This is a genomic window from Anaerosporomusa subterranea, assembly GCF_001611555.1.
GTDB classification, from domain to species: domain Bacteria; phylum Bacillota; class Negativicutes; order Sporomusales; family Acetonemataceae; genus Anaerosporomusa; species Anaerosporomusa subterranea.
Genome location: NZ_LSGP01000013.1, coordinates 644,872 through 663,145 on the forward strand (window position 1 = coordinate 644,872; position 18,274 = coordinate 663,145).

Annotated in this window: 17 protein-coding genes; all 17 read right to left on the reverse strand. The window is 47.4% G+C overall.

The features are described from left to right. Positions 1–11: 11 nt before the first annotated feature. A complete protein-coding gene (locus AXX12_RS06855; protein ID WP_066239942.1) occupies positions 12–212 on the reverse strand; it encodes a dodecin family protein in 201 nt (66 codons plus the stop codon). Positions 213–260: 48 nt separating this feature from the next. Continuing rightward, positions 261–449, reverse strand: coding sequence for a hypothetical protein (locus tag AXX12_RS06860; RefSeq protein ID WP_066239944.1), 189 nt, complete (start codon positions 447–449; stop codon positions 261–263). 319 nt (positions 450–768) lie between these two features. After that, positions 769–1,491: a SigF/SigG family RNA polymerase sporulation sigma factor gene (locus AXX12_RS06865; protein WP_066239947.1), complete on the reverse strand. Its 723-nt coding sequence runs from the start codon at positions 1,489–1,491 to the stop codon at positions 769–771. Between the two features lie 8 nt (positions 1,492–1,499). After that, complete coding sequence (gene spoIIAB, locus AXX12_RS06870) at positions 1,500–1,931, reverse strand: anti-sigma F factor (RefSeq protein ID WP_066239949.1); 432 nt, start codon at positions 1,929–1,931, stop codon at positions 1,500–1,502. Between the two features lie 9 nt (positions 1,932–1,940). Beyond that, positions 1,941–2,276 carry an anti-sigma F factor antagonist gene (gene spoIIAA / locus AXX12_RS06875; RefSeq protein ID WP_066239952.1) on the reverse strand — a complete coding sequence of 112 codons (336 nt, stop codon included), beginning with the start codon at positions 2,274–2,276 and terminating at the stop codon, positions 1,941–1,943. A 132-nt stretch (positions 2,277–2,408) separates the two neighbouring features. Continuing rightward, positions 2,409–3,596, reverse strand: coding sequence for a D-alanyl-D-alanine carboxypeptidase family protein (locus AXX12_RS06880; RefSeq protein ID WP_066239955.1), 1,188 nt, complete (start codon positions 3,594–3,596; stop codon positions 2,409–2,411). Between the two features lie 317 nt (positions 3,597–3,913). Beyond that, positions 3,914–5,242, reverse strand: coding sequence for a pyrimidine-nucleoside phosphorylase (locus tag AXX12_RS06885; RefSeq protein ID WP_066239958.1), 1,329 nt, complete (start codon positions 5,240–5,242; stop codon positions 3,914–3,916). 10 nt (positions 5,243–5,252) lie between these two features. Beyond that, positions 5,253–6,419: a phosphopentomutase gene (locus AXX12_RS06890; RefSeq protein ID WP_066239961.1), complete on the reverse strand. Its 1,167-nt coding sequence runs from the start codon at positions 6,417–6,419 to the stop codon at positions 5,253–5,255. Between the two features lie 110 nt (positions 6,420–6,529). Beyond that, positions 6,530–7,417, reverse strand: coding sequence for a site-specific tyrosine recombinase XerD (xerD, locus tag AXX12_RS06895; protein ID WP_066239964.1), 888 nt, complete (start codon positions 7,415–7,417; stop codon positions 6,530–6,532). Positions 7,418–7,682: 265 nt separating this feature from the next. After that, complete coding sequence (gene spoIIM / locus AXX12_RS06900; protein ID WP_066239967.1) at positions 7,683–8,327, reverse strand: stage II sporulation protein M; 645 nt, start codon at positions 8,325–8,327, stop codon at positions 7,683–7,685. 79 nt (positions 8,328–8,406) lie between these two features. Next, positions 8,407–9,591, reverse strand: a complete 1,185-nt coding sequence (locus AXX12_RS06905; RefSeq protein WP_066239968.1) for an endonuclease Q family protein — start codon at positions 9,589–9,591, stop codon at positions 8,407–8,409. Continuing rightward, positions 9,588–10,133 (reverse strand): NUDIX domain-containing protein, encoded by a 546-nt coding sequence (locus tag AXX12_RS06910; RefSeq protein WP_197470660.1) that lies wholly within the window; start codon positions 10,131–10,133, stop codon positions 9,588–9,590. Before AXX12_RS06910 ends, AXX12_RS06905 begins: the two co-directional genes overlap by 4 nt. A 13-nt stretch (positions 10,134–10,146) precedes the next feature. Further along, complete coding sequence (locus tag AXX12_RS06915) at positions 10,147–10,821, reverse strand: hypothetical protein (protein ID WP_231881825.1); 675 nt, start codon at positions 10,819–10,821, stop codon at positions 10,147–10,149. A gap of 129 nt (positions 10,822–10,950) precedes the next feature. After that, positions 10,951–12,345, reverse strand: a complete 1,395-nt coding sequence (locus AXX12_RS06920; RefSeq protein ID WP_074431342.1) for an HlyD family type I secretion periplasmic adaptor subunit — start codon at positions 12,343–12,345, stop codon at positions 10,951–10,953. Then, the gene (locus AXX12_RS06925) at positions 12,336–14,510 is read right to left on the reverse strand and encodes a type I secretion system permease/ATPase (RefSeq protein ID WP_066239973.1); all 2,175 of its coding nucleotides are present in this window, start codon (positions 14,508–14,510) and stop codon (positions 12,336–12,338) included. Before AXX12_RS06925 ends, AXX12_RS06920 begins: the two co-directional genes overlap by 10 nt. Before the next feature lie 97 nt (positions 14,511–14,607). Continuing rightward, positions 14,608–17,778, reverse strand: a complete 3,171-nt coding sequence (locus tag AXX12_RS06930; RefSeq protein WP_066239975.1) for a calcium-binding protein — start codon at positions 17,776–17,778, stop codon at positions 14,608–14,610. 240 nt (positions 17,779–18,018) lie between these two features. After that, complete coding sequence (locus AXX12_RS20130; protein ID WP_197470661.1) at positions 18,019–18,216, reverse strand: calcium-binding protein; 198 nt, start codon at positions 18,214–18,216, stop codon at positions 18,019–18,021. Positions 18,217–18,274: the final 58 nt, after the last annotated feature.

Here is an 18,274-nt window from a genome sequence, read left to right on the forward strand (position 1 = left end):
CTATGTTTCTTTTAGTGAACGTGGAAAGCAACCCTAACGTCTGCTTTATACTCAGTGATTTTGCTACTATCAACGTTAGCGGTAAAGTTAGTTACTTCGACGCCGACAATATCATCAAGCGTCTTTGAAGCTTCCGCTACGGCGGAATCGACAGCATCAGTCCAATTGTGGCGTGATGTTCCCACCAGTTCGATAACCTTTACAACACCCATATTAATCCCCCTTGCTGCAATTTGTGAAGCATATTTAGTATGAGTCATTCAGCCTATTTCCATACTACGAACTATCGACAGCTCCGCTATAGCCGGTATCAGGTATTCAATTTGCACTGAGCGAGACCTTAGCGGTGTTTTCGGCGGGGCTTCAGGCCACCAAAACCAGACTAATCCACCAGTGGTAGCGATCAGCGCCAGCAAGCCAAGGAGCAAAAAAATCTTTTTGCCGTGCATGAAATTCACCTGCCTTTGCTTGTAGTATTCCCATAATGCATAAAAAAGAACAAAGCAATGTAAGAAAAAGCGCTACGCGGTCTTTGAGAAAGAACGGTTTTTTTGCCGCGAAAACGCGAAGGGCGCATAGCGCCTGCGCGAAGGGTTCTACAGGGGAACAATGCGCAAAGGAAACGCATAAAAAATTTTTTTGTGCGTTTCCTTTGCGCAGGCGTGCAGCGCCTTTTGCGTTTTCGCGGCCAATTGCTACCGTTCCTTATCTTATTTGGCTTTGCCGCCTCAAAAAACCTACTAATTCTGACACTTAAGAAAAGACCTCTTACGAGGTCTTCATGAGTTCCTTCATTAATCGCAGCGCGTTTTTCTCAATGCGGGATACCTGCACCTGTGACAAACCGATGACAGCAGCGATCTCGGACTGAGTCTTATCTTCAAAAAAACGCAATTTGATCACAGCTTGCTCTTTGGGTGGCAGCTTTGAGATCACCTCTCGCAAGGCAAGATTTTCGAACGTCCCCTCATCATCAGAATGACGCAAATGGTCAAGCAGCAATATCGAGTCGCCGTTATCGCGGGTTGATTGAGCATAGATCGACGTCGTCGGTTGCACCGCCTCCAATGCAGCCACAACTTCCTGTACAGGCAGTAGTAACCCCTCAGCGATCTCTCCTACCGTCGGTTCTCGTCCTAATGAACCCTGCAGCTTTTCCTGTGTGCGATGAATCTTAAGTGCTAACTCCTTGGTGGAACGACTAACCTTAATAGGGTTGTCATCCCGAATAAAGCGACGAATTTCGCCAATAATCATTGGAACAGCATATGTGGAAAATTTAACACCATAGGCTGTGTCAAAACGGTCAATCGCTTTTACCAAACCGATACAGCCAATTTGAAATAAATCGTCCCATTCATAGCCCCTGCCAGTGAAGCGATGAACGATACTGCGCACTAAGTTAATATTTTGTTCGAGAATAGCTTCCCGAGCCTCTTGGTCCCCTGCGTGCGCCCGTTCGAGCAGTGTCTGCAGCTTTTCTCCTAGCATCGCGCCACCTAGTGAATCGGCACAGCATCAAATTTTTTCACCATTCGCACTGTTGTCCCCTTGCCGAGGGCCGACGTCACCTCGATCTCATCCATAAATGATTCCATAAATACGAAGCCAAGTCCCATCCGCTCAGGTTCTGTAGACCAGGCTGGTTGCCGCGCCTGCTCCACATCGGCTATACCTTTGCCCCAGTCAATAACAGTGTATTCCAGATGGGTTTCGTATAGTTCCATGGCCAGTTCAATTTGCCCTTCTTGATCGCTATAGCCGTGAATGACGGCGTTGGACACTGCTTCCGAGATAGCGACTTTAATTTCTTCAATCTCTGGCAGAGTGAACTCGATCTGCGCCGAAAACGCAGCAGCGGCAACGCGCGCGATACCCACATTCTCACTACGACTATCAAAAGTCATACTCATCCGGTTACGTCTTGCCATGACTGCCTCCTATGCGCCTTCAAACGCTTGTTTTTCGGATTGATACACTTTTAGCAACCTGAACAGACCCGACAATTCCAGGACACGGGCAACCTGGGGCTGTAAATTCATAACAACGACTTCTCCACCTAGCTGCTGAACTCGTTTGTAGCGGCTAAGAATGGCGCCCACTCCGGAACTATCGATGAAGGTCACACCTTTGAAGCTTAGAGCCAGATTGCGCGCACCGCAGGTTTCCAAGGCATTATCCACGGTTTGCTTAAACTCATCGGCTGCATGAACGTCAAATTCTCCTTCTGCCCTAATAACTAAATACTCTTTACGTACGTGTGTCGATATTTTCAATGATTATCCCCCCGTGTGCATCCACGATGCGCAGTTAGTTAACATACTAGTTTATTCGACATAAGGAAAATTTTTCCTTCTGAAGGATAAAAAAAAGAGCAAGGGATTTCTCCTTGCTGATAGTTGTAAATCTTAGCGCGATATGGAATAAAAAATTGACAGCAATTCTTTAAATGTATTGCCAAATCGAGCCTTGGCTACTGCCTTTTCGGCGATTAAGTCGACTTTCCCCACTTCTTTACCATCAAGAAATACGACCATCTCGCCATACTTCTCAGCTTCGAAAATTGGGGCGGTCACGGAATTTCCTTCAGTAAGAGTAATCTTCTTCTGAATGTTCTTATTCTTGCCTTTTGGCGTTACTACTGTCAGCGCGTCTTTAGCCACAAGATTCACTTCTTTTTCCAGGCCACGCGTTAACTTTAACTTATCAACAACCACACCTTTTTCAACAATTGGAGTTGCAACAAAATTAGCATAACCCCAATCAAGCAGCCGCATGGTTTCACGCAAATGTGAGCGTGGTTCTGGAGTCGCAAAAACGACGCCGATCAAGCGCAAGCCATCCCGCTTGGCTGTTCCGACAAAACAATATTTCGCTTCTTGCGTCCAGCCGGTTTTCAATCCATCAGCACCCGGATACCACCACAACAGTTTATTCGTGTTAACCAACCAATTTTTTCCGTCACGCAGCCAATGTTCCTTGATACCGACCATTTCCAAGTATAGCGGATGTTTTACTGCTTCTTTCGCAATCATAGCGGTATCATAGGCGCTCATATAATGGTCTGGAACTGGCAAACCATTGACGCTGGCGAATTTGGAATTTTTTAAGCCCAACTCAGCAGCCCGCTGATTCATGGCATCCACCGCCGCTTCTTTAGTGCCAAAGATATGTTCCATTAAGGCTACAGCGGCGTCATTGGCGCTAACAACAGCAACAGCAGTCAGCACTTCTTTTACTGACATTCGCTCTCCTGGCTCCAGCCATATCTGCGACCCGCCCTGCTTCCAGGCGTTCTCGGAAACAGAAACAGGATCTGTTAATTTTACCTTGCCCTGCTCGATTGCTTCAACCGCCAACAATAAAGTCATGACTTTAGTCACACTGGCTGGCGGCAGCGGTTTATGAGCGTCTTTTTCCAATAAAATGTTACCATTGCCATCCATTAAGATAGCGGACTGAGCAGTTGTCTCAAATTTTGCGATTGGCGCCGTCTGCTTTGGCGCTGGCGCTGGTGTTGGCGCGGCTTGAACTGCCGTCAAAACAAACATGACAGATAACAAACCGCAAATGATAGCCGCATACTTTCGCCACATAAGGTTTCGCACTCCTTTCGCGCAAATGAACGTTGCGTCACTTTTAAAGTGTCCGCAGAGTGCAAAACTTAGTCTGGAAAAGTTTTTTTGTGTCGCCTTCTTGATACTAAAAATTGCTGAGTGGTCTATGGGTAAGTACGGGGCACCATTCCACAGAGGGCACAGAGTGGTAAAGAGGACACAGAGGGTTAGAGTTTGGAGCCAGCATTGCTGGCAAAATAGATACTAATCCTCTGTGACCTCTGTGTATCCTCATTTTCCTCTGTGGAAACGTAGCCTCGTCCTTTTCACGAACGTATACTTTTGTTGTCTGAGCATTACTTCGCCTGATATCCATTTTCGTCAACTAGACCGTAGACCAACGGTCCTGTTTGCACAGGCTTTGGCCCTATACTGATAGCCCCCAGCAAGCGCGAACTCACCTCAGCAAAGTTATCGCTGTTGGCGGCGAATAGCTCGGCTAGCGGCTGACCAACCTCCACTTTGTCGCCGATGCGACAAGCCATCATCAAGCCGGCCGCAAGATCAATTTGCTGGCCCTTGTGTTCACGACCAGCGCCTAACAGTGTCGCACATAACCCAATATCAGCTGTAGATATAGCCTGAATAACACCGGCTTTTGTTGCCTGTACAGTCACCCGCGCCCTTGGCTGGGGCAGTAGGCTAAAATCGCGGACAACTTCTCCGTTGCCGCCTTGCGCAATAACGAATTCTTCAAACTTGCGTAAGGCGCTGCCGTCGGCAAGCGATTCGGCTAACCGTTGTCGCGCAGTGACTTCGTCAGTAGCCACGTTCGCCATCGTTAGCAGGTGTGATCCGAGCGTTAGGCAAACATGGTACAGTGCGGAGCCTGTATGGCCCCCGCGCAGAACTTCAATCGCTTCTATGACCTCGAGGCTGTTACCAACCGCCATTCCTAGCGGTTGGTCCATACTAGTGATCACAGCTTTAGTCTGTCGGCCAACAAGTCTGCCAATGCGAACCATCTCTTTAGCCAAACGGATTGCGTCGTCGAGATTCTGCATGAAGGCGCCGCTGCCTACCTTCACATCGAGCAATATCCGGTCAGCGCCGGCAGCTATTTTTTTACTCATAATTGACGAAGCGATCAACGGAATACTTTCAATGGTTGCTGTCACATCACGCAGGGCATAGATTTTGCCGTCAGCTGGAGCAATATCAGCAGTCTGCCCCATAACAGCTATACCATGAGCTTTAACAGTATGGATGAATTCGGCTTCAGTTAGTCCTGTGCGAAAGCCGGGTATCGATTCTAATTTATCAATCGTACCGCCAGTAAAACCTAATCCCCGACCAGACATTTTCGCCACAGGTACACCAGCCGCAGCAACCAACGGAGCTAGTATCAGAGTTGTCGTGTCTGCAACACCGCCGGTGCTGTGTTTATCAACCTTAATCCCTTCAATTTGACTCAAATCAAGCATGCGGCCCGACTTTGCCATTGCCAGCGTCAAATCCGCAGTTTCGCTACCATTTATTTCCTGGAAATAAATGGCCATCAACAATGCTGCCATCTGATAATCAGGCAGTTGATCTGCCGTGTAGGCTTGAATGACGTAATCCCATTCAGCCGTGGATAGGGTCTGACCGTTACGTTTCTTATGGATAATATCAACCATTCGCATTGTCGTCACCTCACTTCTTTTGCAGAAAGCTACTACCGTACGGCAAAGGCGGTAAAGAAAAAATATCTAAGACACTGGCCGCGATATCAGCAAATGTTGTCCTGATACCGAGCGATTGACCGCCTGTTCCGACTTGATATGCCAGCAACGGAACATATTCGCGGGTATGATCAGTTCCCTGGGCGGTCGGGTCACAGCCATGATCGGCAGTAATGATCAACAAATCGTTAGTGCCGAGCTTTGGCAGAAATCCTGCCAAACGCGAGTCAAATGCTTCAAGCGCAGCCGCATAACCGTCAATATCCCGGCGATGACCGAAGCTGCTATCAAACTCGACCAAATTGGCCATTATCAGTCCCCGCTCGATTTGGCTAAGGACTGTCTCGAGGATATCCATCCCGTGCTGATTTGACTTGGTTGGGAATGACTCTGTCAATCCTCTCTGGGCAAAAATGTCGCCAATCTTACCAATCCCAATGCATGGCAGCCCGGCAGCTTTGACCCGATCAAGCATGGTCTCGCCATCTGGCATCAGGCTGTAATCATGTCGGTTAGGAGTACGAGTAAACGCACCAGGAATGCCAATAAACGGGCGGGCGATTATGCGACCGACCGCATGCTCGCCTACTAGTATCTGGTCACGTGCAATCCGACACATTGCATACAGTTTTGTAAGGGGAATAATGTCTTCATGGGCCGCGATCTGAAAAACACTATCTGCAGATGTATAGACAATCGGCTTACCGGTTTTCATGTGTTCTTCACCCAACTCGGCGATAATTTCAGTCCCTGATGCTACTTTGTTACCAAGAGCGGTGCGGCCAGTCAACACAGCAAACTTGTCCATAATCTCCGCAGGAAAGCCGTTAGGATAGTAGGGAAACGGATGTGAAACCGGCGCCCCGGCCATTTCCCAGTGCCCAGTCGTTGTGTCTTTCCCTTTTGACGACTCAGCCAGTTTTCCGTAACAGGCAAGCGGTTGTTCTGGACAGGGTACGCCTGCAATCGGCGCAATACAGCCTAAACCAAGGCTCGCCAGCGTCGGTAACTTCAAACCGCCGCGTGCTGTTGCAATATGCCCTAATGTATTCGCACCCGCATCGCCATATTCTGCTGCATCTGGCAATGCGCCAATGCCAACACTATCGAGAACGATAATAATGATCCGCTCAAACATGATACTCCCTCCATTTGTAAACAAAAGGCCGTACTGTACGGCCTTTCGCATTTACTATAGCTTATGTATTTATGGCACAAATATCTAGGTAATGCTTAGTAGTGCAGTAATTAGGCTCGAGGATGCGTCTTATCATACACTTCCTTCAAGTGATTGCGAGTTACATGAGTATATATTTGAGTTGTCGAAATATCAGCATGGCCTAGCATTTCTTGCACTGAACGCAAATCAGCGCCGTTCTCGAGGAGGTGAGTAGCAAAGGAATGACGCAAAGTGTGCGGGGTAATCTCTTTAACAATACACGCTTCCTGAGCATACTTTTTGATAATTTTCCAGAAGCCCTGCCGGGTTAAGCGATTACCGTGATGATTGATAAACAGAGCAGCTTCTTCATAGGTTCGCACTAGTTTAGTCCGACCCTTTCCCAGATAATCTTGGACACACTTTGCTGCAATAGAACCGAGCGGAACAATCCGTTCTTTCGAGCCTTTTCCATAACACTTGATATATCCCATATCGAGATTTACATCAGAAATGTTGAGCGAGATCAATTCAGAAACGCGAATACCAGTCGCATAAAGGAGTTCAAGCATCGCCTTATCTCTAAGACCAGCTGGCAGCAATGCGTTCGGCTGCTTAAGCAGTTCTTCAACTTCGTGCACAGAAAGAACCTTGGGTAGTTTCTTTTCCAGTTTTGGCGACTCTAGGTGCGCCGCGGGATCTTTCTCTAGGTAGCGTTCTCGCACCAGATACTGATAGAATGATTTGATTGCCGCTAGGTTACGCGATATGGTTGATACCGCCTTGCCATTGGTTTGCAGATTGTTCAAATATGTAAGGATGGTACTCCGGTTAAGATCTTTCATAAAATCAATTTTGCTCTCCTGCAGATAAGCCTGGAACTGACGAAGGTCCCTACCATACGATTCTAACGTATTTTGGGCCAAGCCACGTTCAACCGCAAGATAATTAATAAATTCAGATACAAAGCTTTCCATCTTTCCCACCCTTTTTCTCGCCAAATAAACCACTTCTGATTATGGTTGAAATAGATTAAACGAGTAACAGGAACATTGTTACCAACATTATTCAACATTGTTATTATTTTTCCCTTTGTTTTCCTGTCAAAATTTCTGTCTTTTTTGAAATATTATCATAATTATGTCATAAGTTTATGGCACGCTTACTGTAAACGCTTAACTTAATAACATACATATTCAGAAATTCAGTGATTATGCTCACCAGAGACACGCCCAAATAATTTCAAGGCTGCTTGAAGAGCATCGCCACGACAAACTTCATGAATAAAGGTGAGATATAAACTTCAACCACTGCGGCGACGAGAAGGATGAGAAGCATGGTTAGGCACAGCACCGAATACCCGATTGCTTCATAACCAAGGGTTGTCTTGGGATTGCTGCGGCGGCGGGCAAGCCATAGGGAAAACGAAGTCGCTGCCACACCTGCCGCGATCACGGCTGGCACGCTAAGAAGACTATGAGGCAGAACGGCTGCTAATGCGAAGACCAGCCCCTTCATGATATATTCATTAACGAGAAAACCTACGGTAAAGCCGATGACAAAACCGCGGGTAAAGACGATGAACCAAACTAGCGGCATACCGATAACAGTAAATCCGAGCAACCAGATCAGGCCAACTGTCTTGATGTGATTGAATACAACGTTAGCAAATAGTTCAGTACTACCCCAAGACTCAGCAGACCATACAGTAAATCCTTGAAAAAAGATTTGTAAATAACCGATAAGTTCAGTTTTTTGTTCATCTGGCAGAGTTTTGACAGCTAATGCGCCGAAAACAACCCCACCTACGAACACGAGCAAAATAAAGAAATAGCCGACGATATTCGCCCGTATATAATTAAACAAGTTTTTACGGAAGTAATCCAAGGTGACGCCCCTCCCACATAAAGTAGACTTTACGTATACTTTATGTGTATGCGGGGTAGCGTTGATTATGACATGTCCACTACATTTTCAGCATACGGCCATATATCCCGCCAGCTCCAGCCACGATGCGAGCCTCGCCAGATCGTGCCGCCAAAATTGCTGCCGCCGTCTTCTCCCCAACGACAGCGGCGATCTCATGTTGAGTTGCTCGATGCAGTACTGCCATCTCACTGCCAAAGGCAGCCAGTAGACGGTCTATTGCAACTTTCCCTACCCCTGGAATAAATCCGAGAGGAATCTGATAATGATAAGGAACGCGAAAATCGGGATGTTGCGGCAAGCTGAAATCGGCAATGTCGTCTATCCGGTCAAAGACGCCTCGTACCACTTTTTTGCTGCCGCAAGCTGGACAAAGCGCGACTGTCTTATTCTCGATTTCCACATGGCCACAGGCATCGCATAGAGTTCGATGATATTTTCCGAGGCGGGGATCAAGTCCATAATTAGTAGCGACCCGTCGCCCGCCTTTGCGGGCCAATGCAAGAGCTAATTCCTGATAGCTTGGTTCTGCCAATAAGAGCAAATTATATTCTCTGGCGATTTTGTCAGGCGAATGAGCGTCTGAGTTAGTGATAAAACTGAGTTCACTAAGTTCGGCAATGCGATCAGCCATCATTGCATCTGCGCTTAGCCCGAGTTCAACTGCAGCCAAGGATTGTATTTGTTTGTCTGATAAAATGTTTGCCATGCGTCTTGTACACGAACCATACAAGCCTTTGTGTGGGGTAAATATATGCGCAGGAATGATGAGCGCCTCAAACCCAACCGCAATATCGATCAGATTGCCCAAAGTCATATGGGCATTTTGTGAACTCAGGCCGATATTGCGAATATGTTTAGACATGGTAGCGGAGAATGCCGTCATTGTCTCAATATCAGGCAGAAAAATCAGCGTATGGGACTGTTTGCCATCCGCTTCAGCTGTCTCAATTTCTGCTCCGAGCATGAGAGCAGTGCCACCCTCAAACAAATAGCCGCCGCCTGACTGGACGCGAATCATGCCTTCAGCCAGCAATTGGCGAAGATCGGCAAGAACGGGCGGTGACATGCAGTCAACAACTCCAATGATGTCAATACCCTTGCGGCAATCCGCTTCGTGCAAAATATTGCGTACTGTCAGCCGACGCGATGTCGGGATTTTGACCCAGGTCCCATTGTCTGTGCAGCCAACATGAATATGTAAATCAGCAAAAAATTGTTTCACCGCAGACTCTCCGTTAATAACAGGCCAAGCGCGGTCTTGGAATCTTGCAGTTCGCCTGCCGCGAGCAGCTCTTTAATTTGGTCTCGGTCATAGTACTCAACAGCGAGGAACTCATCCTCATCCGGATGCTGCGCAGTGGCAGTCAACCCGGTGGCTAAATAAATATGGATGATTTCATTCGTAAAGCCCGGTGTTGTAAATATCGAAGCAATTCTCCTCAGTTGGGAGGCCACGAACCCCGTCTCTTCCTCCAATTCACGCCGGGCACAATCGTCAGGATGTTCGCCTTTGTCCAGTTTACCTGCCGGTATTTCTAGCAGAAGTTGCCCGATAGGGTGCCTGAACTGCCTGACGAGAATTACTTTGCCATCATCAGTTACCGGTACAACCGCGACCGCCCCCGGATGTTCAACCACTTCACGGGTCGCCGATTTGCCATTTGGCAGCGTGACTGTGTCACGGCGAATATTGACAATCGCTCCCTCGTAAATTCTTTCCGATGAGATTGGCTTTTCGATTAACTTTTCATTGATTTGTTGCATAGGGACCTCCATTCTATTCCATCCAGGGATATCGGGTTCGCGGGTTTAGCCAAACTATTGGGACATCGGCTTGAATCTTATCCTTCAGCCAAAGCGGAGCAACCAGCCCGCTCACAGGCAACTGCAGGCATTCGGCTGCCAGCTTCACTATCTCGAGTCCTGCCAGTATATGTTCAGCTGTTGTTTCAGCCGCTAGGTTCGTATTGGCGATTAATCCGGACACGGTGAGACGAGAAACCTGCTCGATTCGCCGCAAAGTACTAACAATGCCATCGCTATCGGCGGTAAATGGTCGCCTTGTGTTGACCACTAGTAAAGCTTCATAGCCGACTTCAGACAGTTGCGGTCTAAGCTGCCCCATTACGATTGCCGACTCACCACCGCCGACATCCATCACCACTTGGTAAGAGTCGTCGTATAGAATTCGCGATAAGTCTTGTGGCAGAATTGGCAAATCCGAATGAGCCAAACACTGCTCAGGCGCCACTACATAAACTCCGCTCGCTTCCAGCAACTCCCGGCTTTCGCGGGTGCGAAAATAGGGCTTTACAATATCAATATCAACAATCGCAGTTTTAACGCCTTGAGCCGCCAGCATCAGAGCATGCTGAATAGCGAGTTCGGTCTTGCCGCTGCCAAACTCGCCAACAAGGATCATTATGCGCTGATTGGTTTGTAGCCCTATCACCTTTGGGCCCCCTCTTTGAACACATTCAAAGCACCTATGCGAAAATACTATGTTATCTAGAGTATTTCCTTTCGCCATTAAAAATTCCTGCAAAAGACAAGATGGCATTTATTTGAAACTCCACTATTACTACCGCTCCCTCAACCCCTCGCTCCTATACTTAATAAATGGATCCATAAAGTACTCAATAATTCGTTTCTGTCTTGTCTTGACCTCTGCCGTAACCGCCATCCCTGGAGTTAAATACACTTTCCTTCCATTAGCTAAGGCAAAATGATCCTGACTTGTTTGTAGCACTGCCCGGTACACTAACCCTTTCTCCTTATCTTCCACCGCATCAGAGCTTAGCTCGAATAATTTGGCTTCTAAGGTTCCGTACTTTTGGAAGTTAAAGGTCTCCACTTTAACCTCAGCATCCTGCCCTTCATATATGAAGCCGATATCTTTATTGGCTACCCAGGCCTCAATCTCCATTTTCGCCCCTTCAGGCACAATCAGCATCAATGTTTGCGCCGGCGTTACCACCGCCCCGATGGTGTGGATCACTAATTGGTTGACTGTACCGGTTATCGGCGATGTAATGGTACTCAGCCGGTCTTTTTCTTTAGCCTTTTTCAATTCTTCTTCAATATTCTGCAGTTGACGGCGGTCTTCTACGAGTTTAGTCATGATATCCCGATCATGTTCGCTAATAATGTTATTCTTCGTTTCCATACTCTGCAGCAGAGCATGGTTGGCTTTAACCAGTTCATTGGTTTGAGCCGCGAGGTCTTGCTGCAAGGTAAGCTTCTTTTCCCGGTAATCTTGATACAGGAACTGCGAAACAGCCCCCTGGCCTACTAGTTCCCGCATTCTCTCTTCTTTATCAGCCGCTATCTCAAGCTGCATAAACAGTTTTTGTTTAGTTGCCTGGCCAATGTCTAAGGCTGCCTGAGCTTGGTGTATCCCTTGTTGAGCAGTTTCTGTTTTCGCCTGGTATTCCGCCATCCGGCTACGGTACAAGCGAAGTTGATACTGGATATCTTCTTGGCTGGCTCCTGAATTCGTATCTGGCACAAAAGGTTGACCTGCTTGTTCGGCGGTCAGGCGCTGCAATTCCAGCCGGTAATAGGCTTGTTCTTTCACCATGCGCGAAACATCCGCGCCGGTCATAGTAGTATCAAGTTCGATAAGCAAATCGCCTGCTTTGACCTTGCTGCCATCCTTGACATGGATGCGCTTGACAACGCCCTTGTCTTCCGCTTGTATCGTCTTGGTATAGCCCGAAGGAATAACCTTGCCTGTCGCGACGGCAACTTCCTCGATTTGACCAATACAGGCCCAAGTTATTGCCACCGTAAACAGCGTAATCAATAGCCAGGCAGTGGCCCGGCCTATCGGCGAAGGCGGCGTCTCTACGATTTCCAGCGCCGCGGGCAAAAATTCCAGTTCCTGTTGGTTAAGTTGGCTGGTTGCAGCCGTTTGTTTGCGGAATTCTTCTGTTTCCAATCGTTGTTTTATCCATTTATATAGCATCAGGCGCATTCGTGTTTGCCCTCCTGCTGCGAGTAGAGATGATAGTACGCGCCTTTTTGTTTCATGAGCTGTTCGTGACTGCCCTTTTCAACGATGCGGCCTTTTTCAACGACGACAATGAGATCGGCGCTTCGCACGGTAGACAACCGGTGAGCGATGATAAATACGGTGCGACCTTGACAAATGTGCTGCAGATTGTCCTGTATAATTCGCTCAGACTGGTAATCGAGAGCGCTGGTCGCTTCGTCAAAGATGAGGATTCGGGGGTTGCTCAAGAGTGTCCTAGCGATAGCGATGCGCTGCCGCTGACCGCCAGATAAAGAGGTCCCGCGTTCTCCCACACCTGTATCATAGCCTTCGGGAAGCTCCAGAATGAATTCATGCGCTCCGGCCAGTTTGGCAGACTGTACGATTTTCTCCATGGAAGCGCCTGGTACGACGGCGGCAATGTTATCTCTGACGCTGCCATTAAAGAGAAAGTTCTCTTGCAATACCACACCGATTTGACGTCTCAGCCAGGCAGGCTCTACTTGGGCTAAATCAATCCCATCGATGAGGACACGGCCTCGCTCTGGGATATACAGGCGTTGGATGAGTTTTGTCAGTGTGCTTTTGCCGGAACCAGAGCGACCAACAATACCAACGGTTGTGCCTGATTCTATCTGCAGGCTGATGTCATCAAGCACAAGCGGACCGTCGATACGATAACGAAAGGCCAAATTATCTAGTGTGACATGCCCTTTGAGCGGCGGTAATAGCGTACGGTTAGGGTTAAACGCCGGTTCACGCGGACAATTGAGCACATCGCCTAACCGTTCAACAGACAGTCGGACTTGCTGAAAATCTTGCCAAAGGTTGGCCAGGCGCAATACTGGATCGGTTACTCTGCCTGCCAGCATTTGAAAGGCGATCAGTTGACCAACGGTGAGTTTTCCATCCATAACCAGGTGAGCGCCAAACCACAAAATTGCTAAGTTAGCCGCTTTTTGAACAAATTGGGCGGTATTTCCAGCCATATTCCCAAGAAGAGTAGTGTTAAAGGAAGCCTTGACGTAATTGGCCAGTATTCCTTCCCATTTGCGATTAAGCTGCGGCTCGATAGCCAGGCTTTTTACCGTATGAATCCCGGTGATTGATTCCACTAGATAAGACTGTACCTCCGCGCCGCAAGCAAATTTGTGGTTAAGGCGGCGCTTAAAGATTGGGGTAACAAAAATCGACAATCCAAGAAAGAACGGTAATGATGCCAGTGTAACTAGACTGAGTTGGACACTATAGAAAAACATGGCAATAATGAATACAGTCCCGAAAAATAAGTCTAGAACTACAGTAAGTGCAGACCCTGTTAAAAATTGACGAATGTTCTCCAATTCTCTCACCCGTGCCACTGTATCTCCTACCCGCCTGATTTCGAAATACTTTAGCGGCAAGGCAAGCATGTGATTAAACAACTTAGCGCCGAGGATAACATCAACCCGATTGGTCGTATGGGAAAAGAGGTAAGTCCGCAGTATGCCGAGGACACCTTCAAAGACATTCATCATCAACAGGCCAATCGCCAAAATATCGAGTGTTGTAACACCTTTATGGATTAACACCTTGTCGATTATGACTTGGGTAAATAATGGTGTAATCAGGCCAAAACTCTGGAGGAAAAAAGAAGTTACCAGTACTTCGCTAAAAAAGCGTTTGAATTTCACAATGACAGGAATAAACCAGCTAAAGTTAAACTCTTGCTCCAAATTGGCAAGGCTGAAGCGACGGGTTAATAAGATGACGGCTCCCGTCCAAGCAGACGCCAAGTTTTCATAGGTAAGAGCCAGCGGACGCTCTTTATAGGGGTCAAATACCAGAACTCTCTCAGCGTCAGCTTTGACGATGACGGAGTATTGTCCGTTTGTTAATTGAATAATGGCTGGCAACGAGAGTTTCGCGAGCTTAGCCGCCAGAGTACGAGTTTGTTTCGCTTTAAGCCCCAGTTCCTTAGCAGCGCGTAAGAGATCGATAGTGTTTACGGGGGCATCAGAGACGGCAAATGCTCTTTTCAGTTGCTGATAGTCAGCAGGTATGCCGAGAAGGCGGGCGGCTGTGACAAGACACATCAGGCCGCTGTCGATAGCTGGCTGAGCTGCAGGGTCGACTGGTTCTGCATCTGCGCTTGCGGTAGAATTCATAAGCACCCTCCATTGCAATATTCAACGGTGAGCGAATGCCATATCTGCTGGCATTCGCTCACCGTTACAACCTTACTAGCAAACCAAAATTCGTTGATTAGGCTATGCGCTGATTTACCTCAGCAGCGTTTAACGTCGTATTGGTGAATTGGAAGGTGGCAACTTGGTAGGCTGATCCCAACGTCCAATTGCTGAGACGGACGGTTTCACCGGTTTGCGTGATGGTGCATACCAGGTCGTTATTGCTCCGAGCAAATTCGATACTGGCCAAAACGAGGTTTTGGAACTGGAGGGTGTCGAGGCCATTATCTGCTCCTTCATAGCTGTTGATGGTGTCGTTGCCGGAGCCGACGCCGAACAGATAGGTGTCGTCACCTAGGCCACCTTTTAAGATGTCGTTGTCAGAACCACCATCAAGGATATCGTTGCCACCGCATCCGTAAAGCGTGTCAGCCCCTTCTCCGCCATACAACGTGTCATTATGACCATCACTCGTTTCACTCAGAACTGAGAATTCAATCTGCGCTGCTATTAATTGACCTACATCGCCATTGGCATTATCAACAACCTTCAAATTCCATACACCAGCGGTATTCATGCCATCAAACACACTGAGCGCTTGGCTTGGGCGATAACTGCCACTAAATGGCGCCGTACCACTACTAATGGTAGTCGTAGCTTCATCGTCTAATTGTGTGTTTTGAAAATTGTCACCACTAGATCCAACATTAGCGAATAGCTCTACACTGGTTCCATCGGGACCAATTAAGTACGCGGATAAGTCTCTGTCGAATGTATGGGTGATATTTAGCCAAACATTTAGGTCAGCAATAATGCCGCTTTCGTTCACAGTATAAGACTTGCTTACTCCCGCAAGGAAACTGTCGGGTATGGTAATAGGAGCCGAATTATCCATACTGATACTCCGTACCGTCTCCCCGCCGCCATCGCCATAAATGACATCGTCGCCAGTCCCGCCAAGCAATATATCGTTGCCAACTCCACCGCATAGTGTATCGTTGCCATCCATTCCATACAGACTGTTGTCACCGCTGTTGCCTGTGATTACATTATTCAGTCCGTTCCCCGTTCCATTGATAGCAGTCAGCTCAGTCAAGGTGAGGTTTTCTACATTGGCAGATAGCATATAGGTAGTAGATGACTTAACCGTATCTGTGCCTGCTTCAGCGTCTTCGATTACAACGTCCCCTTCATTATCAACGATATAGGTGTCTGCACCCAGTCCGCCAACCAGGCTATCCGCCCCTGCAGCGCCATCTAGGATATTATTTCCGTTGTTGCCGATGATGAGATTATCCAGTCCATTCCCTATACCCTTGATGCTATTAGTACCAGTCAATGTTAGATTTTCCAGATTGGCCCCCAACGTGTATGAGGTAGACGCCCTAACCGTATCGATGCCTTCGCCAAAGTATTCTGTTACGACATCACTAGTGCTGTCAAGTAGATAGGTATCATCGCCAATTCCGCCGAACATGGTATCTGTTCCCGCGCCGCCGTCAAGTGTGTCGTTGCCAGCGCCACCACTTAGTATGTTGTTGTAGCTGTTGCCGGTGATCATATTGTCTAGTTCGTTTCCTGTACCAGTCATTGCAGAACCAGTCAAGATAAGATTCTCGATCGTGGCGCTTAGTGTATAGGAGACAGACGACTTCACCGTATCGATACCTTCGTTGATACTCTCGATAATAACATCGCTAGCACTATCCACAATATAGGTGTCGTCGCCCATTCCGCCAGCCATAGTGTCCGCTCCAGCGCCGCCGTTTAGCGAATCATTTCCTGCCCCACCGCTTAGCACGTTATTATAATTGTTGCCGGTGATCACATTGTCAAGTTCATTTCCTGTTCCTTCACTTGCCTCCGTCCCGGTCAAAGTTAGGTTTTCGACGTTAGCGCCTAGTGTGTAGGAGAGAGACGACTTCACCGTATCGTTTCCTCCACCTATATTCTCCGTTACTATATCATTCGCACTGTCCACAACATAGGTGTCATCGCCGCCACTACCAAACATGGTGTCCGCTCCTAGACCACCGTCCAACGTATTAGCACTACTATTGCCTATCAGCACATTGTCTAAGGAATTGCCTGATCCATTAATGGTAGCTGTGCCAATTAAGGTCAAATTCTCCAGCGTGGAACCCAGAGTGTACGTGATAAAGGACTTCACCGTATCGGTACCTTCGCCAGCATTTTCTGTTATTACATCGCTTGTATTATCTACAACATATGTGTCATCACCGACTTCACCAATCATTGCATCCCAGCCAACACCGCCGTCTAGCGTATCGTTGCCCGCGCCGCCGTTTAGCGTGTTATTATAACTGTTTCCGATGATCATATTGTCCAATTCGTTGCCTGTGCCACTTGCGGCGCTTCCAGTCAATGTAAGATTCTCTACATTAGCGCCTAATATATAGTTTAGGGATGACTTCACCGTATCGATACCTTCACCAACAATTTCAATTACCATATCATTAGCGTTATCTACGATATATGTGTCGTCGCCCGATCCACCAGACATGACGTCGGCCCCTGTTCCGCCGTCAAGCATATCATTGCCTGCGCCGCCGTTTAGTACGTTATTATAACTATTGCCAAGAATCACATTATCTAGTTCGTTACCTGTTCCATTAGCGGCAGACTCAGTCAATGTTAGATTCTCTACATTGGCACTTAATGTATATGTGACGGATGCCTTAACCGTATCAGTGCCTTCTCCTTCATTTTCGATCACCAAATCATTGCTATCTACGACGTAGACATCATCACCCAATCCTCCGACCATAGTGTCTAGACCTGCGCCGCCATCCAGTACGTCGTTTTCTATACCGCCGTCGAGTACATCTTCACCTTCGTTGCCATATAAAATATCGTTGCTATCGCCGCCATAGAGATGGTCATCACCGGTTTCGCCGTATAAAGTATCCATCCCCGCTTCTCCATATAAAGTATCGTTGCCATTTCCACCGTATAAGTAATCGTTACCATTTCCACCGAGCAGCTCATCATTGCCTCCATAACCACCCAGGGTATCATTCCCATCCAATCCATACACTTTATCGTCGTGATAGTTACTCGTATACAGATAGTCATTGCCAGCCGTACCAATAGCCTGAACCATACTGGATAATTGTGAAGCCGAAATCTCGCTTCCATCGGCAAATACAATTGCATCAGGGCGATAGCTATCGCCTATAAGCCAGTTCTTTATGGTTAAAGCTTCACCCGTATCCTTAAGTTTCAAAATGACATTTTCGGAGTCTTGAATATATCTAAATGAATCTTGGGAAAGACCCGCACCAATTTGAATGATATCTATGGCTGTAGCCCAATCAGAAGAATCATTGTCAATGATGTCATTGCCTGACCCTAACCCATAAATATAAATATCGTCATTAGCGCCGCCTTGAAGATAGTCATTACCAGCACCACCATCTAGAACATCGTCTCCAGTATATCCATACAGAGTATCGACGCCTTCCTCTCATGCCGTTATTTCACTCCCATCGGCGAACCGGATCTTATCTACCTGATAGGCATCTCCCATAAACCAGTTTCTTAACGTCAGTATTTCGCCGCTATTTTTTAACTTGATCGTAATATCTTCCCAGCACTGGGCGTTTGAATTCTGAGCAGCGTTAAAATTGAACTCAACTAGGTCTTGGGTTATCCCCTCACCCATTTGGATAATATCTACCGACGTAGCATTAGAATCGTTGTTACTAACAAAATCGTTACCT